Source organism: Paenibacillus sp. NPDC056579, from assembly GCF_042793215.1.
GTDB lineage: Bacteria > Bacillota > Bacilli > Paenibacillales > NBRC-103111 > Paenibacillus_S.
In genome coordinates, this window is the sequence record NZ_JBHTVD010000003.1 from 212,079 (window position 1) to 234,962 (window position 22,884).

At 51.3% G+C, this 22,884-nt stretch carries 24 protein-coding genes; 4 read left to right on the forward strand and 20 right to left on the reverse strand.

What is annotated here, in order from left to right:
- Positions 1-165: 165 nt before the first annotated feature.
- Both ACFQ88_RS13485 and ACFQ88_RS13490 read left to right on the forward strand, forming a co-directional pair.
- Positions 166-798, forward strand: a complete 633-nt coding sequence (locus ACFQ88_RS13485) for a GNAT family N-acetyltransferase (protein ID WP_379454460.1) — start codon at positions 166-168, stop codon at positions 796-798.
- 74 nt (positions 799-872) lie between these two features.
- Positions 873-2,048 (forward strand): acetoin utilization protein AcuC, encoded by a 1,176-nt coding sequence (locus tag ACFQ88_RS13490; RefSeq protein ID WP_379454461.1) that lies wholly within the window; start codon positions 873-875, stop codon positions 2,046-2,048.
- A 430-nt stretch (positions 2,049-2,478) separates the two neighbouring features.
- On the opposite strand, the gene ACFQ88_RS13495 is transcribed toward ACFQ88_RS13490, so the two are convergent.
- The 15 genes from ACFQ88_RS13495 to aroA form a co-directional block, all read right to left on the reverse strand.
- Positions 2,479-3,861 carry a glycine--tRNA ligase gene (locus ACFQ88_RS13495; protein WP_239626654.1) on the reverse strand — a complete coding sequence of 461 codons (1,383 nt, stop codon included), beginning with the start codon at positions 3,859-3,861 and terminating at the stop codon, positions 2,479-2,481.
- 22 nt (positions 3,862-3,883) lie between these two features.
- Positions 3,884-4,585: a 5'-methylthioadenosine/adenosylhomocysteine nucleosidase gene (locus tag ACFQ88_RS13500; RefSeq protein ID WP_379454462.1), complete on the reverse strand. Its 702-nt coding sequence runs from the start codon at positions 4,583-4,585 to the stop codon at positions 3,884-3,886.
- Between the two features lie 128 nt (positions 4,586-4,713).
- Positions 4,714-5,727, reverse strand: coding sequence for a catabolite control protein A (ccpA, locus tag ACFQ88_RS13505; RefSeq protein WP_239626656.1), 1,014 nt, complete (start codon positions 5,725-5,727; stop codon positions 4,714-4,716).
- A gap of 234 nt (positions 5,728-5,961) precedes the next feature.
- On the reverse strand, positions 5,962-6,381 hold the full coding sequence (locus ACFQ88_RS13510; protein WP_239626657.1) for a hypothetical protein: 420 nt from the start codon (positions 6,379-6,381) through the stop codon (positions 5,962-5,964).
- A 238-nt stretch (positions 6,382-6,619) separates the two neighbouring features.
- The gene (locus tag ACFQ88_RS13515) at positions 6,620-7,024 is read right to left on the reverse strand and encodes a VanZ family protein (protein WP_239626658.1); all 405 of its coding nucleotides are present in this window, start codon (positions 7,022-7,024) and stop codon (positions 6,620-6,622) included.
- A gap of 33 nt (positions 7,025-7,057) precedes the next feature.
- The gene (locus tag ACFQ88_RS13520; protein WP_239626659.1) at positions 7,058-7,591 is read right to left on the reverse strand and encodes a type 1 glutamine amidotransferase domain-containing protein; all 534 of its coding nucleotides are present in this window, start codon (positions 7,589-7,591) and stop codon (positions 7,058-7,060) included.
- Between the two features lie 36 nt (positions 7,592-7,627).
- The gene (ptsP, locus tag ACFQ88_RS13525) at positions 7,628-9,361 is read right to left on the reverse strand and encodes a phosphoenolpyruvate--protein phosphotransferase (RefSeq protein WP_239626660.1); all 1,734 of its coding nucleotides are present in this window, start codon (positions 9,359-9,361) and stop codon (positions 7,628-7,630) included.
- Complete coding sequence (locus ACFQ88_RS13530; protein ID WP_379454463.1) at positions 9,354-11,249, reverse strand: glucose PTS transporter subunit IIA; 1,896 nt, start codon at positions 11,247-11,249, stop codon at positions 9,354-9,356. Before ACFQ88_RS13530 ends, ptsP begins: the two co-directional genes overlap by 8 nt.
- A 97-nt stretch (positions 11,250-11,346) precedes the next feature.
- Entirely contained in the window at positions 11,347-11,679 is a 333-nt protein-coding gene (locus tag ACFQ88_RS13535) for a spore coat protein (RefSeq protein ID WP_379454464.1), read from the reverse strand.
- Positions 11,680-11,707: 28 nt separating this feature from the next.
- Positions 11,708-11,923 (reverse strand): hypothetical protein, encoded by a 216-nt coding sequence (locus tag ACFQ88_RS13540; RefSeq protein WP_379454465.1) that lies wholly within the window; start codon positions 11,921-11,923, stop codon positions 11,708-11,710.
- Positions 11,924-12,036: 113 nt separating this feature from the next.
- Positions 12,037-12,708: a hypothetical protein gene (locus ACFQ88_RS13545; RefSeq protein ID WP_239626664.1), complete on the reverse strand. Its 672-nt coding sequence runs from the start codon at positions 12,706-12,708 to the stop codon at positions 12,037-12,039.
- Between the two features lie 131 nt (positions 12,709-12,839).
- Complete coding sequence (thiE, locus tag ACFQ88_RS13550; RefSeq protein ID WP_379454901.1) at positions 12,840-13,439, reverse strand: thiamine phosphate synthase; 600 nt, start codon at positions 13,437-13,439, stop codon at positions 12,840-12,842.
- A gap of 47 nt (positions 13,440-13,486) precedes the next feature.
- Entirely contained in the window at positions 13,487-13,912 is a 426-nt protein-coding gene (locus ACFQ88_RS13555; RefSeq protein ID WP_379454466.1) for a CoA-binding protein, read from the reverse strand.
- Positions 13,913-13,925: 13 nt separating this feature from the next.
- On the reverse strand, positions 13,926-14,741 hold the full coding sequence (locus ACFQ88_RS13560) for a C39 family peptidase (protein ID WP_379454467.1): 816 nt from the start codon (positions 14,739-14,741) through the stop codon (positions 13,926-13,928).
- Positions 14,742-14,811: 70 nt separating this feature from the next.
- A complete protein-coding gene (aroA, locus tag ACFQ88_RS13565) occupies positions 14,812-16,107 on the reverse strand; it encodes a 3-phosphoshikimate 1-carboxyvinyltransferase (protein ID WP_379454468.1) in 1,296 nt (431 codons plus the stop codon).
- Between the two features lie 183 nt (positions 16,108-16,290).
- Between aroA and ACFQ88_RS13570 the strand changes: the two genes are divergently transcribed.
- On the forward strand, positions 16,291-16,584 hold the full coding sequence (locus tag ACFQ88_RS13570) for a rhodanese-like domain-containing protein (RefSeq protein WP_379454469.1): 294 nt from the start codon (positions 16,291-16,293) through the stop codon (positions 16,582-16,584).
- A 3-nt stretch (positions 16,585-16,587) separates the two neighbouring features.
- Here ACFQ88_RS13570 and ACFQ88_RS13575 read toward each other — a convergent pair whose 3' ends face one another.
- Complete coding sequence (locus ACFQ88_RS13575; RefSeq protein ID WP_379454470.1) at positions 16,588-17,094, reverse strand: shikimate kinase; 507 nt, start codon at positions 17,092-17,094, stop codon at positions 16,588-16,590.
- Positions 17,095-17,329: 235 nt separating this feature from the next.
- Here ACFQ88_RS13575 and ACFQ88_RS13580 point away from each other — a divergent pair, with 235 nt between their 5' ends.
- On the forward strand, positions 17,330-17,599 hold the full coding sequence (locus ACFQ88_RS13580; RefSeq protein WP_239635481.1) for a hypothetical protein: 270 nt from the start codon (positions 17,330-17,332) through the stop codon (positions 17,597-17,599).
- On the opposite strand, the gene gndA is transcribed toward ACFQ88_RS13580, so the two are convergent.
- From gndA to ACFQ88_RS13600, 4 genes are all read right to left on the reverse strand, one after another.
- On the reverse strand, positions 17,596-19,008 hold the full coding sequence (gndA, locus tag ACFQ88_RS13585; protein ID WP_239626674.1) for an NADP-dependent phosphogluconate dehydrogenase: 1,413 nt from the start codon (positions 19,006-19,008) through the stop codon (positions 17,596-17,598). The genes ACFQ88_RS13580 and gndA overlap by 4 nt on opposite strands.
- A gap of 233 nt (positions 19,009-19,241) precedes the next feature.
- Positions 19,242-20,009 carry an SDR family oxidoreductase gene (locus ACFQ88_RS13590; protein ID WP_239626677.1) on the reverse strand — a complete coding sequence of 256 codons (768 nt, stop codon included), beginning with the start codon at positions 20,007-20,009 and terminating at the stop codon, positions 19,242-19,244.
- Between the two features lie 53 nt (positions 20,010-20,062).
- Positions 20,063-21,616, reverse strand: coding sequence for a gluconokinase (locus tag ACFQ88_RS13595; RefSeq protein ID WP_379454471.1), 1,554 nt, complete (start codon positions 21,614-21,616; stop codon positions 20,063-20,065).
- The gene (locus ACFQ88_RS13600) at positions 21,613-22,884 is read right to left on the reverse strand and encodes a nickel pincer cofactor-dependent isomerase, group 22 (protein WP_239626682.1); all 1,272 of its coding nucleotides are present in this window, start codon (positions 22,882-22,884) and stop codon (positions 21,613-21,615) included. Before ACFQ88_RS13600 ends, ACFQ88_RS13595 begins: the two co-directional genes overlap by 4 nt.

Sequence of the window (22,884 nt, forward strand, 5' to 3'; positions counted from 1 at the left end):
GGTTTTGCTTCATCAGGTATTATACCACAGTCTCAATTTTTCGACTATTTCTTTTATTGATCTCTTATTTTTGATATAGTAACTACAAGCATGGGTGCGCAAAACCAACCTGTCGTTAAACCGGACTCACTCCGCTTGATCCGCAAGAAGGGAGACAACTTGCAAATGGAGCATTACAAAATTTATCATTCCCGTCGCGTACCCTATCGCGATTCGCAGATTACAGTGGAAGGCCCTGTGCCTCCTGAACAATTGAAATCGTACCGGATGCATCCCGATCTGGATGCGTTTCGCCGTCCCAAGGAGCAATTCGAAGCTCTGATTGAAATAGCAGAGCTCCCGGAAGGCCGGATCATTATCTCCCGGCTGGATGATCAGATCGTCGGCTATGTCACCTTCCATTACCCTGATGAAATGGAACGGTGGTCGGAAGGCAACATGGAGGATTTGATCGAGCTGGGAGCTATCGAGGTCGCTGACGATTACCGGGGCTGCAGTCTCGGAAAGCATATGATCCAGCTTGCGTTCGAACAAGATCAATTGGAGAATGCAATTGTTTTCGCTACAGAATATTATTGGCATTGGGATCTGGAAAAAAGCGGGCTTAACGTATGGGATTACCGTAAGCTGATGGAGAAGCTGATGAAGAGCGTCGATATGGTCTGGTTCGCTACGGACGATCCCGAAATTTGCTCTCATCCTGCCAATTGCCTTATGGTTCGAATCGGCAAGCACGTGCCGCTATCTTCGGTTGAGCAGTTCGACCGCGTTCGTTTTCGGCAGCGGTTCATGTATTAAACGACGTTGCAAATTCATTAACCTCTATCACGGTACATAGGACAGTAGAGGAACGAGCCATGGGGGCGGAACATATGACTACATCATCTTTATTCATATATGATGAACGAGAAACCGGCTACCGTTTTCAGGCCGATCATCCTTTTAACCAGGAGCGGCTTCGCTTGACGGTCGACCTGCTGCGCAAGCTGGGGGCACTGCCGGAATCGGCGGTCCGTGCTCCTCAGCATGCAACCGATGAACAGCTTCTAGCCGTTCACAGTACCGATTATATCGAAGCGGTGAAAGCGCTTAGTCAAGACCAGCCTGAAGAAGAGTGGCTTAACCGCGTTGAGAAATATGGCTTCGATTCCGAGGATACGCCTTACTTTCCACGTATGCATGAGATTACCTCGCTGCTCGTAGGAGGCTCGGTCAAAGCCGTCGACGAAGTCATGAGCGGACAAACCGAGCATGCCCTCCATCTCGGCGGCGGGCTTCATCATGCATTGCGTAACAAGGCCGCGGGCTTTTGCATCTACAACGACGCCTCCGTAGCAATCCAGCATGCGAGACACCGTTACGGCGCCCGCGTTCTGTATATCGATACGGACGTGCACCACGGGGACGGTGTCCAATGGAGCTTCTACAGCGAACCCGACGTATGCACGCTGTCGATCCATGAGACCGGGAAATATTTGTTTCCCGGTACCGGTGCGGTGAACGAGCGCGGCGAAGGCACCGCGTTCGGCACCTGTATTAACATTCCAGTCGAGCCGTATACGGAAGACGACTCCTGGCTGGAATGTCTCGAGGAAGTTCTGGACCGGGTCGCGGTGCATTTTCAGCCGGACCTTATCGTATCGCAGCATGGATGCGACGCCCATGCTTACGATCCATTGTCCCATGTCCATTGCTCCATGGACATTTACAAGGCGATGCCGCGCCTGATCCACCGCCTGGCCCACCAATACAGCGGTGGGCGCTGGGTGGCGCTTGGCGGCGGCGGGTACGACTTCTGGCGCGTTGTACCGCGCGCCTGGAGCCTGCTCTGGCTCGAGATGAGCGACCACCCTATGGTCGCCCAGCTCGAGCGCGAGCAGGACATGGAGCTGCCTCTCGCGTGGCTGTCGCAGTGGCAGCTCCACAGCCCGGTCGAGCTGCCGACCACGTGGCTCGACGGCAAAGACTGGGCGCCGATGCCGCGGCGCCAGGAGGTCACTGCCAAGAATCGCCAGACGAAGGAGCTGGCGATGCTGTACTTGCCTTAAAACAACCGCGAACGGCCCTGCTAACGGGCCGTTAACTTTTTCATCCTAATCCCATCAGCCTCACAATGCTTCATCTCCCCTTCCTTCCTCCTCTACAAATTCCATCTTTCATCCTCCCATGCCCTGCCCGCATCTTCTAGCATCCATCTCGACACCATAGTTACACGAGCATTCAACCGTAGACTGGGGGGAAAATTCAGTTTACACAAACTTCACCAAATAGTGAGGGAAGGCCGGGTTCTCCTCTAGGATCTCATCCGCCTCCTATGCTTTTGTGAAAATCCCAATAGAAAGCTATAACTAAATGTGTCCCCGAAAACAAATGCTGCCGGAGGGGCTGACCACCGGGAACCCTGAACTCGCCAAACAAAGCTACACTGCTTTCAACAAAAAAAAGCCCGCACCCTGTGAGTGCGAACTTTAATCTTACTTAAAATTGAATGTTTTGTTCAATGAATGCTTTCAGCTCGCTGATCGGCATCCGGGTTTGCTCCATCGTGTCGCGGTGACGTACCGTAACTTGGCCGTCCTGCTCGGATTCGAAGTCGTACGTGATGCAGAAAGGCGTACCGATTTCATCGTGACGGCGGTATCTTTTACCGATCGAGCCTGCATCGTCATAATCGACCATGAAGTCCTTAGACAAGTCTTCGAAGATTTTTTGCGCGCCTTCAGCCAGCTTTTTGGAAAGCGGGAAGATGGCTGCCTTGATCGGTGCAAGCGCCGGATGGAAACGCAGCACAGTACGGCTGTCGTCGCCTTCGAGCTGTTGCTCCTCATACGCGTCGATCAGGAACGCCAGCGTTACGCGGTCCGCTCCAAGAGACGGCTCGATGCAGTAAGGAATGTAGCGCTCGTTCGATTCCTGGTCGATATAATTGAAATCTTCGCCGGAATGCTCCATATGCTGCTTCAAATCGTAATCCGTACGGTCTGCGATGCCCCATAGCTCGCCCCAGCCGAATGGGAATTTGAATTCAATATCTGTCGTTGCGTTGCTGTAGTGGGACAGCTCATCATCGGAATGGTCGCGAAGACGGATACTAGCTTCTTTCAAGCCGAGACTCATCAGCCATTGGAAGCAGAAATTTCTCCAATATTCGAACCATTGCAGGTCCTCGCCCGGTTTGCAGAAAAATTCCAGCTCCATTTGCTCGAACTCGCGGGTACGGAACGTAAAGTTACCAGGTGTAATCTCGTTACGGAAGCTTTTGCCGATTTGGCCGATACCGAACGGCAGCTTCTTTCTCATGGTCCGCTGCACGTTCTTGAAGTTGACGAAAATCCCTTGAGCCGTCTCCGGACGCATATACACTACATTCGCGCTCGATTCCGTTACACCCTGGAACGTCTTGAACATCAGGTTGAACTGGCGGATGTCGGTGTAATCGAAAGCGCCGCAATCCGGACATACGATGTTATGCTCCTTGATCAAATCCATCATCTGATCGAAGGTCATGCCGTCCACTACGATCTCGATGCCCTTTTCGTTCAACGCATTCTCTATGATTTTGTCCGCACGGTGACGGGATTTACATTTCTTACAGTCGATCATAGGATCGTTGAAGTTGCCGACGTGGCCGGAAGCAACCCAAGCTTGCGGATTCATCAAAATCGCGGCATCCAAACCTACGTTGTATGGCGATTGCTGGATGAATTTTTTCCACCATGCGCGTTTGATATTGTTTTTGAGCTCTACACCCAAAGGACCGTAATCCCATGTATTGGCCAAGCCTCCGTAAATTTCGGAACCCGGGAAAATAAAGCCTCTATGCTTCGCTAGCGCAACTACTTGATCCATTGTTACTGTCATGATTGTTCTCTCCTTCTAAATTCTACAGATGCTTCAACATATGCTCGACGATCCGATAAGAATTCTCGGATGCTTGCACAGTAAATTCGGCAAAATTGACATGCGCGGACCCATCCGCTTTATCAGACATGGAACGAATAATTACATGCGGGATACTGTTCATGGCGCATACTTGTGCAACGGCCGCTCCCTCCATCTCCGTGCACGCCCCCTGCAGCTCGCTATAGAGCCTGGAGACAGTCTCGCGGCTTGCGATAAACTGGTCGCCGGACAATACTCTGCCGACCTTCACGCGGCCGTCAAACAGCTCTGCGCTCGCATTAACGGCCAATTGCCGCAGAGACTCGTCGGAAGCAAACAAGGATGTCTCCTCGTACGGAATCGTACCGAGCGGAAATCCAAGAGCAGTCACATCCATATCATGCTGCATGGACTCCGACGACACGACAATATCCCCTACGTTAAGCTCCGGATCTACAGCTCCGGCTACTCCCGTAAAGATGATCGCATCGACTCCGAACGTGTCGATCAGAACCTGGGTGGTCACCGCCGCATTCACTTTCCCTACACCGGATTTACATAGTACGATCGATTTGCCGTGAAACAGGCCCTCCCTGAACTGCACTTTGGCCTTTTCCGTTACCTGCACCTGCTCCATGTGCTGCAAAAATTGTTCAATTTCTTCTTTCATCGCGCCAATCACGCCGATTTTTTTGTAAGACAACTTCGTTCCTCCTATGAAAAAGGCATCGGATTAAATAACCATCGAATCGACCCTCACTGGATCGCCGTATATGTACAGCTTCCTGCCATAGAAGCCTCTCTTGGGCCCTCACAAAAGAAAGTGGCTCATTAACGATGAGCCACCGAGTTTCTATGAATGACCTCATGCGGTAAAACAACCTGCATTTGCTCCGATGCATCTTTGGTTTCTTTGTTCATCAGCTTCGTCAAGAGGCGCATCGATACCGCTCCGATATCGTACATCGGCATAGCCACTGTAGTAAGCTGAGGCCGTACCATCGACGCCATCCGGATGTTGTCGACGCTGATTACCGACATGTCGTCAGGAACCTTCAGCCCGTTATCCTGCAGCGTGTGAATGGCACCGATAGCCATTTCGTCGGTTGCCGCGAAAATAGCGGTAGGGCGATCGCTCAGCTCGAGGAAATGCTTGGTCACTTCGAGGCCGGATTCGTACCGGTAGTTACCGATGCGGACATATTCTTCACGGACCGGAATGCCAGCCGCTTCGAGCGCCTTCTTGTATCCTTGGTAACGGGAAAATCCGTTGGCAGGATCCTGCAGCGTCCCCGAAATCATCGCGATGTTGCGGTGTCCCTGCTCGATCAGCACGTTTACCGCGTCGAATGCCGCCTTCTCATGGTCGATGTCAACGGATGCGATCGTATTCTTCTCATCGGTCGTCGCGCACAGAACGATAGGTACAGCCGACGTTTTGAATGCTTGAATATGCTCGTCCGTTACAACGCCGCCCATAAACAGCAAACCATCCACTTGCTTCTCCAGCAAGGTGTTGATAACGCGAATTTCCTTCTCTTTCTTCTTATCCGCGTTACTCAAGATAATATTGTAATGGTACATATTGGCAATATCTTCGATTCCTCTGGCAACTTCAGAGAAAATGGAATTCGAAATGTCGGGAATGACAACTCCGACCGTCGTGGTCTTCTTGCTCGCCAAGCCTCTGGCAACGGCATTAGGACGGTATCCGAGGCGTTCGATCGCTTCGAAAACCTTTTTTCGCGTCTGCGGCTTCACATTGGGATTGTTATTGACAACCCGTGAAACGGTTGCCATGGAAACGCCTGCTTCTCTGGCTACATCATAAATGGTTACAGTCACGGTCATTCTCTCCAATATATTAAAATGTATAATGCTTCGATCATCTGCTATTAAGCCCTATCATACGACAAAATACGGTTAAACGCAACGAATACGCCACGTTCCTACATTTATAGTATCAAAAAATGCAAAAAAAGCCAACTGCAGCGCAGTTAGCTTGTCAAAACGAGCCTATAATGTGTGTATAAGACCTGTTTGAGTTACATCTACTCTTCTCATTTTCTTTGTCGTACGTTACGCCAAATCATTGACGGACAGCGAATGCTTCGCGATTTGGCCCAGCCTTTTTTGAATGTCGGCCTGCCATGTCTCGTCATGTAACGATTGTGCGAGCAGCAAAAGATCGAGAAGCTCGTTAATCCGATCCTCCACGATTTTTTCCACGGGATCTGCAGCATACTGCTTCTCCGTCACCTTTTTCATCAGGTGGGCTATTTCGCTGATCTCGTGAAAAGATAATTGCTGCTTCTCAGGTAAGCTTCCCAGCTTTCCGATAATGCCGGTAAGCTCAGGCTTCACTTCTGCGAATACTTCGCTGCGCTGGCACGATTCGCAGGAAAAGACCGGCACATTTTCAATTTCCACTTTGTTCTGATAGATGACCGTTCGCAGCTTAATGTTCATAGCGCTGCCACACTTGCACTGCTTCTGCAACCATTACCACTCCTTCATCCCACCGACAACACCTTCGCGAGTACTTGTTACCGCAATGCCTCTGAACAGAGTAAAAAGACACTCTTTGGAAAGAGGCCCCGACTGGTTGTCTTTCGAATCCCACGATGTTTGAAACCGTCTCGCGATCCCACTAGGACCGGATCCGAGCGTTTCGTTTCCTGTGTATCAAATATTCTACTTTGGAGAGCAAACTCCTGCTCTTTTCAAGATAGCAATATTAACCACCGGTCCACTGCCGGAACGTTTTATTGACGATAGGAATGGTCAGAAACAGCATGGCCAGCGCGGCGCCGATCCCGTCATTGCGCAGGTCCAGCGGATCGGGCGATCGTCCGGGAACGAACGATTGATGATATTCGTCCGTCACCCCGTAGAGCAGACATAGCAGCACGACCAAAGCTTTCATGCCCCAGGTCAGCTTTCGGCCCGTGATCCCCCAAGCGAACGTAAGCGCCAGTACAAAATAAGCGGCAAAATGGCCCCAATCAAAGCCTTGCATAAAAGGCAAAAAACGTTGTATTTCACTAAGCCACCCGTTCATATCGTCCCCTGTATTGCTGGATAAGTAAAAAATAGCGGTCATACAGAGGATGGAGGGAAGCCACCGCACGGCATATCTCATTTCTATAGCTCCCAGCCCTCGCGCAAGCGACGATTATTTTGTCGTATATTCGGCCAGCACGCGGACGAATTGCTTCGTAAAGGCGGGCAAATCCGGCGGTCTGCGCCCGGACACGATATTCCGGTCGACGACAACCTCTTCATCGACCCAGATCGCTCCCGCATTTTCCAGATCATCCTTGATTCCCGGCGTGGATGTCATCGTGTAGCCCGCGCATATTTTCGCGGAAGCGAGCACCCAGCCTGCATGGCATATATGAGCAATAGGCTTCTCAGCCTCATGAAATTCCCTAGTCAGACGAAGCACGTCGGCATATCGGCGCAGCTTGTCGGGCGCCCAGCCTCCTGGTACATACAATCCTATATAGTCCGATGATTTCACATCTTCCAGCGCATATTCCGTTGTCAGCGGTACGCCGTATTTTCCATGATAAACCGTGTTCGCTTTCGGCCCTGCCAAATGAACCTCCGCTCCCGCTTCGCGCAGCCGGAGTACCGGATACCACATTTCCAAATCCTCGAATTCTTCATCGACAAACGCGAGTACTTTGTATCCTTTCAGTTCCATTCGTTGCTCCACCCTTCCTCATGCTCTTTTTCTTATTTATTTGGCTACTACATCCTGCCTCAAATTGGAGTTCAATACATCCAGCACCGATTTGCTGTCCGTACATTTCAGCAGCTCGTCCCAAACCGCCGCTCCTTCCTGGAAATGGCTTTGCAGCAAGCTGTTCTTGACCCGCAAAATCGACTGCAGCGACATGCTGAGCTCCGTTAGGCCTAAGCCTAGCCAGATCGGCAGCGCTCTGATGTCTCCCGCCATCTCGCCGCACACGCTGACATGGATCTTGGCCGCTTTGGCCGCTTCTACGGTCGTTTTCAGCATACGAAGCACGGCAGGATGGAACGGATCGTATAAGTGGGCCACCTGCTCGTTCATCCGGTCGACGGCCAATATGTATTGGACCAGGTCGTTCGTGCCGATACTGAAGAAATCCACCTTGGCCGCCAGCAGGTCGGAGATAATGACCGCGGCCGGCACCTCGATCATGATACCGACTTCAATATGAGGCTGGAACGGAAAGCCTTCCTCCGTCAGCTCTTTTTTGGCGGCATCCAGCACCTCGTTGGCTTTGCGCAGCTCTTCGAGAGATGATATCATCGGATACAAAATTTTAATGTTGCCGTAATGGCTTGCCCGCAAAATAGCCCGAAGCTGCGTTTTGAATAAATCCGTACGATCCAGCGAAATCCGGATAGCCCTATACCCTAGAGACGGATTGTCTTCCTCCGGCAGCTCGATATAATCGAGGCTCTTGTCCCCGCCGATGTCGAGCGTGCGAATGACCACGCGCCTGCCCTGCAGCTTCTCGGCCACCTCACGGTACACCTCGAACTGCTCCTCCTCGAGCGGCAGGCTGTCGCGGTCCATATACAGAAACTCGGTCCGGAACAATCCGACACCGGAGGCGCCGTTCTTGATGACCTGATCGAGCTCCTTGACGGAGCTGATATTGGCGGCCAGCTGAAACGCTATTCCATCCGCGGTTTGAGCCGGGACATGAGCCAGCGCCTGCAGCCGCTCCTTCATCTTTTGCAATATCGCTTTGCGCGTTGTATATTCCTCGATCAGCTCATCGGAAGGGTTGATATAGACGCGGCCCTCATCCCCGTCGATAATGAGATAATCGCCGTTTTGGATCGCCGTGCTAAGGTTTCCGTCCAGTCCCAATACGTAAGGAGTACCCATGGCGCGCGCCATAATGGCTACATGAGACGTTTTCCCGCCGAGCATCGTGACGAGACCGAGTGCCAACTCCGTGTCGAGATGAACCATCTGCGACGGAGACAGCTCCTTGGCTACCACAATGTACGGCTGATCCTTCGGAGGCAGCGTCTCCTCCAGTGCTCCGAGCAAATGCTTGAGAAGCCGATTGCCGACATCCTTTATATCAAGCGCCCGCTCCTTCATGTATTGATCGTCCAGCAGATCGAACATATTCACGAACTTCTCGATGGCTTCCTTTACCGCCACCTCCGCCGCTTTGTATTGGCGCTGCATAATTCCCTGCACTTCGTTCATGAATATCGGATCTTCCAATATCGCCAAGTGCGCGTCAAAGATCGACGTTTGCTCCTCGCCCAATACGGAAACGAATTCCTGCTTTATCGTTTCAATCTCGTTTCTGGAAGAACGGATCCCGTCGTATAACCGCTCGAATTCGTACGCCAAATCCGTTACATCAATCAGTTTCTCCGGAAAATCCCACTCCCAGGTCGGGATGACAAAAGCTCTTCCCATTGCTATTCCTGACGAAGCTCCGATCCCCTCAGCCAAATGCGCTCCCTCCCCCTGTACCTGTAGCGTCCTTCAGGACAACGGACATCACGGATGCCTGCCCTTTCTTCACCGCTTTGTACGATGCAAAGCTCCATGATTTCACTTTGTCTACATTCGTTATAATCATTGGCGTTGCAAGCGATTTGCTGTTCTGCTTCACCTTTTGCAGATTAAAGCTGATGAGCAGCTGTCCTGCATCGACATAATCGCCTTCCTTGATATGCGCGGTAAACCATTTGCCTTGCAGCTGCGACGTATCGATCCCGATGTGCAGCAGCACCTCGAGCCCTTCCTCCGTCTGGATTCCCACGGCATGAAGTGTCGGATACAGGATCATGATTTTCCCCGCAACCGGCGCAACCAGTTCTCCCTTCTCCGGTACAAAGGCTACCCCGTTGCCGACGAGCTTCCCTGCAAAAATTTGATCGGGTACGTCTTCGAGCGGTATCATCCGCCCTTGCATCGGCGCGCTGAACATAACCTGCTGGATATCTTTCATCAGCACCTTCTTGATTTCCTCGCGAATAATTTCGGAGTAGGTACCGAATACAACTTGAACGTTGCCCCCGCCAAGGCGGATGACACCGGCTGCCCCCAAATTTTTCAATGCGGCGATGTCGAGGAGCTTGTCATTATCCAACGTCAGTCTCAGACGGGTTATACAAGCTTCAATGTTCTTGATGTTGTTCTTGCCGCCCAATGCCTGCAAAATTAATGGGGAGCGGTAAGGAATATCGCCCGCCCATTCTTCCAGCTGCGAGCCTTCCTCACGACCCGCCGTAGGAAGCTGAAATCTCCGGATGGCCCAGCGGAACAGGTAATAGTAGACGAAGAAATAGCCTATTCCGATCGGTATCAGCAGCCACCCGTTATGCGCAAGGTGCAGGTTGATCAAAAAGTCGATCGCCCCCGCGGAATAAGAGAATCCATGATGAATATCAAAATAATAGGCAATCGACATGGACAGCCCCGACAAAATGGCGTGAACGATGAATAAATAAGGAGCCACAAACAGAAAAGCGAACTCAATCGGTTCGGTTACTCCCGTCAAGAACGACGCTAAAGCCGCAGTCAAGAACGTCGCGCGAATTTTCGGCTTTAAGTCTTCCCTTGCTTCCTGAATGATGGCAAGCGCTATAGCAGGCAGCGCAAACATCATGATCGGGTACAGCCCCGCCATGTAAATCCCTGCCGTCGGGTCTCCCGCAAAGAACCGGGGCAAGTCTCCGAATACCATCTCACCGCTAGGTTTCTCGTAAGCGCCAAGCTGGAACCAGAAAAAGTTGTTGAATACGTGATGCAGTCCGGAAGGGACCAGCAACCGGTGGATAACTCCATATACGAACGCCCCGAAGCCCCCTAAACCGAGGATGGCGGTAGAGAGCGTTTGCATAAAATATTCCATATAAGGCCCGATCTGAATCGTAATGAAACTGAGCACCAGGATGGACAGCCCCATTAGCAGCGGAACCATTCGCGGACCGCCAAAAAACTGAATATATTCCGGCAGCTGAATATTTTTTACCCGATGATACAGGACAGCCGCAATAAGCCCGATCAGGATTCCCCCGGGAATGCCGAGATGGAACTCATCTCCTAGATAATGCTTCGTCGCCTGATTGAACATCAGCTGTCCAATCAGCGCGGACATCCCTGCGATGCCGGCGCCCTCCGTCAAGCCCAAAGCTACGCCAACGGCGAAAATCATAGGCAAATACGTAAAGATCGTATTGCCGAAAAATATCATGATTTCCCCTAAACGGGCCATATGTAAATCTTGCCAAGGCAGCGTTCCGAGCCGCAGCAATATCGCCGCAACGGGTATTGTAATGGTCGGAAGCATCAATGACCGACCTAACTGCTGCAAATTACCCATCCAGTTCAATCCAACCGCTCCCTCCTTTCTCTATCGATGGTAAGGCCATTGTCCCTTTTTGTCAAACAACCCCAAACGCTTTGTTCGGGGCTGTGCAGTCTTTATATTATGAAAAGCTCGGGAATTGTGTGGAATAGCCGCTAAACTGCTGCTGGGCTTGTGAAATCTCCTGTTTATCGGCAGCTTTCATCTTGTACCAGCCCTTCTCAAACATCAGATTGAACAGCTGCCACTGCGCTTCGTGCTGGGCTTGAAGAATGGATGCTACCGTCTTGCGAAGCTCCGGGTTTTGCACCTCGTTGATCCCGGTATTAAATCCGCTGGATAAATACTTTTGCATCGATAAAATGTCATTGATCCGGTCTCTGTCGTTCATTTGCGGACCTTTGACCTGAGGCAGCTCTCCGGATTGAGACTTGGCAATTTCCATAGTTGGCATTAGCGTGTTCTCCCTTCCGTTACATGTATTATTGCAAATGCTTCAACAGACTGTTGTAATGATCCAGGTGCTGTTGACCGGTTTGCTCTAGTAATTGCTTGATTTGAGGATCCTGGCATTGTTCGGCGCTATCTTTGCATTTCTTCATGGCTAACAGCTCCCATGATAAAAAATCCTTGATGTAGCCGAACTCTTTCTCCGAGAGCAAATTGCGGTCAGCGGTCATATTTTGCTGATTGTTCATTTGTTCCACCTCTTTGCCTTAGTGAATTCATGAATTTATTACAGTGATAAAACCTTTATCGAGGCTTAAAAGTAAAGCGGGCCTTATCGGCCCGCTAGATCAGTGGATACCTCTTAATACTGGTATCGGTTGAAATTCATGCTTGCAGCACCGAAGCTGCTTTGCGACGGTTGAGTGGAATCGGCTCTCAAGTACGCGTCATGACCAGCTTGGTTCCCGCGGTAGTTCGCAGTATGGTACGATTGCGGGGACTGGGATTGAAATTGGCTGTAAGGCTGGGAAGAAGCGAACTGGCTGCTGATACCGGTATTGAAGGAGTTGAAGCTGGAAGCGCCCATCCCGAACTGGCTTTGAGCTGGCTGAGAGGAATCGGATCTCAAGTAAGCGTCATGGCCCTGTTGGTCTCCACGATAGTTTGCCGTGTGAAAGGATTGAGCGCTTGGTTGTGCGTAAGATTGCTGCGAAAAGTTATTGATGCTGCTGAAGGATGGAGCTTGGCTGGAGAAGCTGCTTACATATTGGCTTTGAGCCGGTTGGGAGGAATCCGATCTCAAATAGGCATCGTGTCCTTGCTGATTGCCGCGATAGTTCGAAGTATGATAAGACTGAGCGCCTTGGAAGCCGGAGCTTTGGAATTGGTTGTTCATACCAGAGTTATTGGATTGGTTATACTGGGATTGGACATAGCCGATCGGTTGGTACTTTGTTTCCAATCCGCGGTATTGGGACATCGTATTCCCGGAACCGTATTGTTGGAAATTGCTTTGTTGGTAGTTTTGGTACATAAGAAAAATCCTCCTTAGGAAGTTTGGAAGTCTTCCGGGTCCGGTCAATTAACATAAACCGCGCTCTTCCAGAAGCCTTTCTTATTGTCTCTAAGGAGGATTTATTTTATTTATGGAAGCTGTTGGAGGTTCTAATGATTCCGGCTTACTTTTTTTGCAAATTCGAGCGCCGCTTCTCGCGGATTGGTTGCACGGGTAATGGCGGAAACAACGGCGACTCCGTCTGCTCCGGCCTGAATGACTTGAACAGCGTTATCGTGCTGAATGCCTCCAATGCCTACCATCGGAATAGACCAGCGTTCGGAAATTTGGCGAATTAAGCCGGTACCGATCGCTTCTCCCGCATCCTTTTTCGTCGAAGTAGCATATACGGCACCCACACCCAAGTAGTCCGCGCCTTGAGACACGGCCCACTCGGCTTCTTCCATCGTTCCTGCCGAGATACCGACGATTTTGTCCTCTCCGAGCAGCTTTCTCGCTTCCAGTCCGGGAATGTCGTCCTGGCCAACATGGACGCCGTCTGCCTCAAGAAGTATAGCTACGTCTACTCTGTCATTCACCACGAAAGGTACCTTGTACGATCGGCACAAATCCCGCAGCAGCTTCCCCTGCCTAAGCACTTCTCTCAATGGCGCTTCCTTCTCGCGAAGCTGCAGCAGCGTCACTCCGCCTTCCAGAGCTTCCTTGGCGATTTCGAGTGCCGTGCGGCTCCCGTAGCCTTCCAACCCCATTACCAGATATACCGGCAAATGAAGCTTGATCTGATTGCGGAACAACGTTATTTCCCCCTTGGTTGAAGGATGGCGTCCTCGACCTTGATGCAGCGGTCCATAATGACTTCAAGGCCGCCTTCTTTGGCGATGCGGCCGGCTTCTTCATTAATGATATCCTGCTGCAGCCAGAACACCTTGGCTTTAATCTTTACCGCTTCTTCAGCCACAGGTACTACGGTTTCACTGCGGCGGAAGACATTGACGATATCTACCGGCTCCGGAATATCCGATAGCGAAGGATAGCAAGTCTCGCCGAGAATTTCCGTTGCATTCGGATTGACCGGAATAATCCGGTACCCTCTCTTCTGCAACGCTTCCGCGATCATGTATGAGACCCGGTCCGGCTTATCCGACAATCCTACGATGGCGATATTGCCTGCACCCGCCAAAATCTCTTTAATCCGTTCACGAGGTGGATTTTCAAATGCCATATTCCCAGCTCCTTTATGGTTTGGTATAGGACAAAGCTTGACGTCCCATCGCTTCCCACGTTTCAATAAACTGCGCTTTGTCCACTTTTATCTTACTCTTCGCTTGGAGCGGATCGTTGATGTAAACGTTGTGCTCGTCGAAGCCGACCAGCAGAACGGCATGCTCCATAAACGTCGTTTGAATCGGTCCGATTGGCGTATCCCATACGACCCATTTGTCCGGAACGTTATAGTTGATCGTCGTCCAGACCACGGACGGGATTCCTTCGCGCAGCTGCTGCTCCAGCTTTTCGAACGGCTCGCGCGTGAAATCTTTGGCCGTTGGAACGTATTGCTGCATCAGTTCGAACAAGGCCGAGTGGTAAATACCGAAGCCTTTGCCGGCAGCGGTAACCTCGCCTACAAAGCCCGTATTCGGATTGCCCCAATAAGCAATCGACCCGTTGGAATTCAGCTTGAGAGGCGTCGTATCGCGCTTCATTTCCGCAGCCAGCTCCAGCTTGGTTTTGTTGATCCCCAAGTATTGAAACAACATCGTCAAGCTGGTCACTTCGCACCCGCGGGGTAGCTCCGGATACTGCCGGATGACTGGAGCATCCAGCATGGCGGAGCTTGCAGACGGAGGAGCCTCTACCGGCGGCGGTACGGCTTGAACGGTCTGCTGCTGGATTGCCGTTTCGGCATAAGCAATTGCCGCCTCATCCGCAAACCAGTCCCGTCCCGTTATTTTGGCATATAACAATACGCCGAATACTCCGCTGGCAAAAATAAGTCCTCCAATCAGAAAAAAACCGATGGTGACCTGGATTCCTTTCCATAACACCTTCATAAGACTCAACCCGCTTGTTCATGATAAGTACCCGGATGTACTGAGCGATCTTCTTTAAGCCAAGGGGATGCTACTCTTTGACAAGCTCAATCTGCGCTCCCAAGGATAACAGATGATCGAAATAATTCGGATACGATTTGGCGACATGGTGCGCGTCATTGATCACGAGGCCTTGCTCGGAGCGCAAGCCCACGACGGTTAGCGCCATGATGACGCGGTGATCGAAATGCGCGTTGATTTCTACGCCGCCCGGTACGCCTTGCGGACGGCCGTGGATAATGATCTCGCTTTGCCGTTCTTCCACATCGGCACCGGCTTTGCGGAGCTCGTTAACATAATCGGTAATCCGGTCGCACTCTTTGTAGCGCAAGTTTTCTACATTGTAAAAACGGGATGTGCCTTCGGCAAATACGGCTGCGGCTACCATCGCCAGCACGGCATCGGTAAAATGATCGCCGTCGAATTCACCCGCTGTGAGCCGCTGATTCCCCAATACATGAACAACGCCGTTCTCATGAGCCAGGTTCACGCCCATAGCCCGAAGCACATCGACGACAGCCTTTTCCCCTTGTCTGCTCTTCTCTTCAAGCCGGAGCACTTTGACATCGGAATTCGTTACGGCCGCTGCGGCCAATATGGCTGCTGAGCCGGGATAGTCGCCTTGTACGACGTATTTTTGCGGCAAATATTTTTGACGGCCCGGAATTTTGTAATGCATCAGATCGTCCGTTGCTTCGATCTTGACTCCCGCTTGAGCGATAACCTCCAGCGTTTGTCCTACGATGACTTTGGATTTGAGATCGTGCAGAACTTCAATCTCGCTGTCTTCATCCAGCAGCGGCGTCATAAACAGCAGGGAGCTAAGGAACTGGGAGCTCACGTTGCCCGATACCTTGATCTTGCCGCCGCGAGGCTTGCCGCCGCGAATCGTAATCGGCAGTTTTCCTTCGCGATGCTCGATTTCGATCCCCATCTGCTGGAGCGCATCGATCAAATCGTCGTGAGGACGTTTCCCGAGGGAATCCGGATACTTGTTGATGAACGTCAACTCAGGGCAAAATGCCGCGATCGACATCAAAAAACGGAGCACCGCACCTGCATTGCCTACGTTTAATTCCGACACATGCTTCGGATTGCGGCCGAAGCCTTGAATCGTCATCTTCTCTTCGTCTTCCTCGACGACGGCTCCCAAATCACGAATACAGCGGCGCATTGCATCACTGTCTTCACTGTGGGCAGGATAATAGATGGTGCTTGTCCCTTCCGCCAGTGCAGCGATCAGCATGTATCTGGTCGTATAGTTTTTGGAGGATAACGCGTTGATAGTTCCCTCTAGTTTATTTGTCGGTTTTACAATAGCTTTCATGAATATGTATCTCTCCTGTTCTGCGAAAAAATTGTGAATGATTTTCCTATGCAGATTACAGCCAGTTTACCATACGCCCTATGGGATGGAAACCGCCAGTTTGACACCAGATCTATTTTCTCTATATCATAGAAATGCAAAAGCTGCATCACCTATTCGACACCTATTGGAGGTTTCATTAAAATGCAAACGATTACCCCTCAACAGCTAAAGCAGCGCCTCGCACAAGGCGAAAAGCTCGATATTATCGATGTTCGGGAAGCCGAGGAGGTTGCTCTGGGAATGATCCCAGGCGCCATTCACATTCCATTGATGGAAGTCCCGGACAGACTGTCTGAAATTCCTAATGACCGTGAAACCATTCTTGTATGCAGAAGCGGCAACCGCAGCGGGAGAGCGTATGACTTCTTGACCGCCCAAGGCTTCACGAAGCTGAAGAATATGAGCGGCGGCATGCTCGAATGGGAGCAGCTCTAAGGGCTAGTTGTTCCAATTAGCGATAATCTTGTCCGCGATTTCCTCCAGCGTCATGGCGCTGGTATCGATCTGTAAATCCGCGAAGTCGTAAGCATGCTTGCGGACTTCCAGCAGCGTATGTACTCTTTCTTCCACATTGCCTTGTACGAGAGGACGGTTCTGATCCTGGCTCACACGATCAATAATCGTCTTAGCGTCCGCCGTCAACGCGACGACGTAACCCTTCTCCTGCATCACCCTGCGGTTTTGTTCCGACAAAACCGCACCGCCTCCGGTGGCCACAATCTGATTCGTCCTCTCCAGCGAAGCGCGTATCACTTCACTCTCCACTTGCCTGAACCCCGCTTCTCCGATCGTTGCGAACATTTCGCTGATCGTAACCCCTTGCCTAGCTTCAATCTCATCGTCCGTATTGGCAAAGTGCCAGCCCAATCGTTCCGACAGCACCTTCCCGACCGATGTCTTACCTGTTCCCATAAAGCCTATAAGCACAATATTGGACTTTTCCAATGTTTCACACCTCTTGACAACTTCTTTCTAACCTTTCAATCATACCATACGTACAGGATGATGAATAGAAACCGTACAAAAATCATAGGATGGAGTGTGAATAAACTCCAGTCATTCTTGCTAAGATGTTACTATGAAACTCATAACAAGGAGAGATGAATCGTTGACGCGTTCAGCCTTGTCGCCTTCTTCAGGCATTGTTCCCAATGCCGTCCAGCATAAGCTGGAGCAAATTATGGACCCCGCTCATTCGTTGTGCAGAGAGGACGTCGTATGGATCCTGGAATATATTAAAAAAAAGGTGGCTGAAGAAGATCCTCATTTGATGGACCTTTCCCAACCACGCTTATTACAAAACTTTCGTTATTTTGCGGAAATATCGTTAATGCTCATTCAGCGCCGCAACGGCTTCGACCAGGAAGCCGACCGACTGCAAACCTGGATTGCCGAGGCTTCCTTCGGCCTGCATCCGGCTAAACCGCCCAGCGACAGAAAGAGATCTTAATTTTCCATCCAGTTGAAGTGGAAAGAACCTTCTTTGTCCAAACGCTTGAACGTATGAGCTCCGAAATAGTCGCGTTGAGCTTGCAGCAGGTTAGCAGGCAAGCGCTCCGTACGGTAGCTGTCGTAGTAAGCCAATGCCGATGCGAAGGCAGGTACAGGAATACCGCGGGTTACCGCTGCGGAAACTACCGTTCTCCATGCATCCTGGTAGTTGGTAACTACGCCTTGGAAGTACTCGTCAAGCAGCAGGTTTTTCAATTCAGGATTGCGATCGTATGCATCCTTGATGTTTTGCAGGAAACGGGCACGGATGATGCAGCCGCCGCGGAAGATCATCGCGATGTTGCCGTACTCAAGTCCCCAGTTATATTCTTCGGATGCCGCTCTCATTTGAGCGAAGCCTTGAGCGTAAGAGCAAATTTTGCTCGCGTACAATGCTTTGCGAACCGCTTCGATGAATTCTTTGCGATCGCCTTCGAACGCAGGTGCTGTAGGACCGTTCAACACTTTGCTTGCGGCAATACGCTCTTCTTTCATTGCGGAAAGGAAACGCGAGAATACCGATTCCGTGATGATGGACAATGGAACGCCCAAATCAAGGGAGCTTTGGCTAGTCCATTTGCCGGTACCTTTTTGACCTGCGGAGTCCAGGATCACGTCAACCATAGGCTTGCCTGTTTCAGGATCCTTCTTCGTAAAGATATCCGTCGTAATTTCGATCAGGTAGCTGTCCAGCTCCCCTTTGTTCCAGTCGGCGAAAATCTCATGAAGCTCTTCGGTGCTGACGTTCAGTACGTCCTTCAACAGCTGGTACGCTTCACAAATCAGCTGCATGTCGCCGTACTCGATACCGTTATGCACCATTTTTACGTAATGGCCGGCACCGTCCGGTCCGATGTATGTGCAGCAAGGATCACCGTTTACTTTAGCGGAGATAGCTGTCAAAATCGGCTCAACCAGCTCATAAGCGTCTCTTTGTCCGCCCGGCATGATGGAAGGACCTTTCAGCGCGCCTTCTTCACCGCCGGATACGCCTGTGCCGATGAAGCGCAAACCGTGCGCGGACAACTCTTTGTTTCTGCGCTGCGTATCAGGGAAATAGGCGTTACCTCCGTCGATGATGATGTCGCCCTCTTCGAGATGCGGGATCAAGGATTCGATCGTAGCGTCGGTGCCCGCACCGGCTTGTACCATGATCAATACTTTGCGAGGCTTCTCCAGAGAAGCAACGAACTCCTCGATGCTGTATGTACCTACCAGGTTTTTCCCTTTTGCTTCTTCGATCAAAGCGTCCGTTTTCTCACGGGAACGGTTATAAACCGATACGGTGAAGCCTCTGCTTTCGATGTTCAATGCCAGGTTTTTACCCATTACCGCCAATCCGATGACGCCAACTTGTTGTTTTGACATATGGTTTCTCATCCTTCCTTATTTGTAGTTATGAACGATTGGAAATGCATGTTTCCCACTTCAGTCTTTTCCGCCAGCTGCTTGACAGTACAATCGGCCGCTTGCCCGTGAAGGAAACCGGGTTGACTAACAGTAAACTTCTTTAGTGCAGCCCGGTTACTGCAACGCAGCAAGAAAGCCGGCCGGCTCTGATGCCGCACTTCCGCACTTATCGATAGCAGATCGACAGCGTTTTAGATCGTCATGGCTCCGTAACCGCCGTCGACGCGAAGAAGCGAGCCGGTAACAAAGCTGGACGCTTTGTCCGATGCAAGATATACCGCTGCACCTTGCAGCTCTTCCGCTTCACCGAAACGGTTCATCGGAGTATGGCGCAGAATGGATTCCGTGCGCTCCGGAGAAAGAATCTTGCGGTTTTGCTCAGCCGGGAAAAAGCCCGGAATGATAGCATTGACGCGTACGCGCGCAGGCGCAAACTCACGAGCCAAGAACTTGGTCACGTTGTTAACCGCCGCTTTGGAAGCGGAGTAAGTGAATACTCTCGACAACGGAGGCTCGGAGGATACGGACGAGATGTTGATGATGCTGCCGCCTTCTCCTTTATCCACCATATGTTTCCCAAACACTTGGCAAGCTAACACAACGCTTTTCAGGTTCACGTCCATAATAGCGTCCCATTCTTCCATTTTCAACTCAAAAAATGGAGTTGCGCTGTTCATTCCCGGACAGTTCATCAAAACATCGACGCGGCCTGTCCAAGCCAATACATCCTCAAGCACCTTTTTCAAATCTTCCACGCTCGTTGCATCGGCGGAGAAGGCTTTGGCTTTGCCGCCGACTTCCTCGATCTTTTTCACAACGGCTTCGGATTTCTCCTGATTCCGGCCGACTACGGCCACATTGGCTCCATGGCCTCCCAGCGCAACTGCCATTGCGCCGCCCAGCGTACTGTTACCCCCGATAATAACTGCTGTTTTCCCAGACAAATCAAATAAGTTCATGGAATATCCTCCTCAAAGTTGGTAAGGCTTATGTACCTCTCGTTGGAGTAAGATTACTTCGTATGCTCCTTCTGATAAGCAGCTATCGCATCGAATTCATCCTTCAACTGATGGTACACACGTTGATAAATATTTGTCAACTGTTGGTACAGCTGGTGGTTCTCCGAGTTAGGCAAATGGCTGTGCTGAATCTGCATCCAATTATGCACCGAAGAGAAATCTTGAATTTCGCCCATGGCCAGCATGCCGAGCTGAGCGGCACCCAAGCCGGAGCTTTCGATAGAGTTCGGTACGGCAACGGAGCTTCCTGTGACATCGGCCATACATTGCAGCCAAAACTTCGAACGGGCGAACCCGCCGGAGGCGCGAATTTCTTTGGTCGGTCCGGACAGCTCTTCCAAAGCGCCAAGAACGGAGTTGATCCGGTATACGACGCCTTCCAATACGGCGCGAATCATATGCTTCTTCTGATGGTACAGCGACAAGCCGAAGAACACGCCGCGTGCGTTGGCATTCCAGTAAGGAGCGCGTTCGCCGGTGAGAAGCGGCAGGAAGATCAGTCCATCGGAACCGGCTGCAACCTCTTCAGCGAGCGAAGTCAAGTAATCGTAAGGGTCGAGCCCTCTGCGTCTTCCTTCCTCCGCTTCCGCCGTCGCCAGCTGGTCGCGCACCCAGCGGAACATAATGCCGCCGTTGTTGATAGCCCCGCCGACTACCCAGAAATCTTCCTTCAGGGCATAGCAGAACAATCTTCCCTTCGGATCGGTTACAGGCTCCCGCACGACGCCGCGCACGGCTCCGCTCGTCCCGATCGTAACGGCGTATACGCCTTCCTCGAAGGCTCCTACGCCGAGATTGGCAAGCACGCCGTCCGACGCGCCGACAACAAACGGAACATCGGTTGGAAGTCCCATAGCCTGGGCGTATTGTTCCTTCAATCCGGTAAGATAATGCACGGTGGATACCGGCTCGGACAGCTGCTCTTCACGAACGCCGCATGCCTTCAAGGCCAGCTCGTCCCACTTTAAATTGCGCAGGTTGAACAAGCCCGTAGCGCTTGCCAGCGAGTAGTCGATAACGAATTTACCGAACAGCTTGGCGAATACATATTCCTTGATGCCGATAAATTTATAGGCCTTCTCGAAAATATCCGGCTGGTTGTCACGGAACCACATCAGCTTGAGCAGCGGCGACATCGGGTGCAAAGGCGTCCCGGTGTTCATATAAATTTGATGGCCGTCCAGCTCTTCCTTCAGCTTCTTGACATAGCCTACGCTCCGGTTGTCGGCGAACGTTATGGATTGCGTCAGCAAATTCAGATCGCGGTCAACGGCAATCAAGCTGTGCATAGCGGAGCTGAACGAGACGCACAGCACCTGGCTCGGCAGGATGCGCGCTTTGGCAATGACCGCTTGAATGCCTTGAACCACCGCATGAAAAATTTCATCCGGATTTTGTTCCGCCATGTCCGGTCTAGGCGTATAAAGCGGATACTCGATCGAGTTTGATGCGAGTACGCGGCCTTCCTTGTCGATAACCAGCGTCTTGGCGCTGGTCGTCCCGAGGTCGGCCGCAATAATATACGGCTTCTGTGAAGTCAAGCTCATTTCTGCAAATTCCCTTCACTGTCAAATTGCAAATCATACGGTTCCGTCAAAATTTCGATATCCGGATGATTCTTCGCTTCCTCAAGCAGGTTGACCGAAATTTCGATTTCACCCAAATGAAGTGTATCCTGGATACGGACAAGCTTACATTTCGTGTAATCTAAAATATTGCACGTTTTCACGCCCGCTTTAATAGCGTAGTAGTCGTTATCCAGCGTCGTGGAAATTTTGGTCGGCGCGCACACGGTGGAGGTCAATCCGTTGACGAACGTTGCCGCACGGTCCATTTGATCCACCAGCCGCTGCGTCGTGAAATCCGCCGTACCTACGCCGTTCGCATTGCCTTTCGTTTCCGGAGTCAAATCCAGCACGATCATCTTCGATACATCCGGTCCGCCATGTGCGTACGGAGTCGGATAACGTCCGGTGACGTTAGGATCCATGCCATCGCCGCTGATGTTCTTACCGATGTAGTCAATAACAAGCACATCGATTTGATCGAACAAAATTTTCGGCAAACGGGCTTTCGCCTCTTCCAGCAGCTCCATTTCACGAGCTTCGATCTGGTCGGCAGGAAGCACCTCGATGCGGCAGGTTTGGTCGTATGCATTCTCTACCAGCGCTACGCCGAATAGAATCGGAAGCTTCTTCAGCATAATATTGGCCATCGCAGGCACGTTCTCGGCCATATATTTGAAGCCGAGCTGATGGCAGGCTTCCGCACCCTTTTGCTTGCCGAGACCGATGGAGATCATCTTCATGATTCCGCTCTCGATGCGTCCGCGGAAGGCGGTGTGCGGCTTCACGCGGTTAATGACCACGATGGCGTCCGCCGTCGAAGCGATTTTATCTACATAGACCGGAAGACCGTTCGGAAGCTCGTCGAGCTTGACGACTTCCATGGAGGAACGGATAGGCGCGCCCATGGCTTCTTCGGTAACGCCAAGATGATGCAGCACTTCTTTTTGACCTTCGGCTGTTGCTCCGCCATGGCTTCCCATGCAAGGGACGATGAACGGATGGCCACCGGCTTGCTTGATCGCATCGATCGTTACCTTCGTGAACAGAGCGATATTGGCTACACCGCGGCTGCCAACCGCTACGGCTACCTGCTGGCCCGGCTTAATGCGGTCGACGGTACCCGGCTTTTTCAGCTCCTGCTCCAGCACTTCGGACAAATTCTCGATCTTGGTGCCGTCAAACTTTTGACGGATTTTGACCATTTGCGGAATCGGAATATCTTCAAGTACCTGTCTTAAAATACTCAT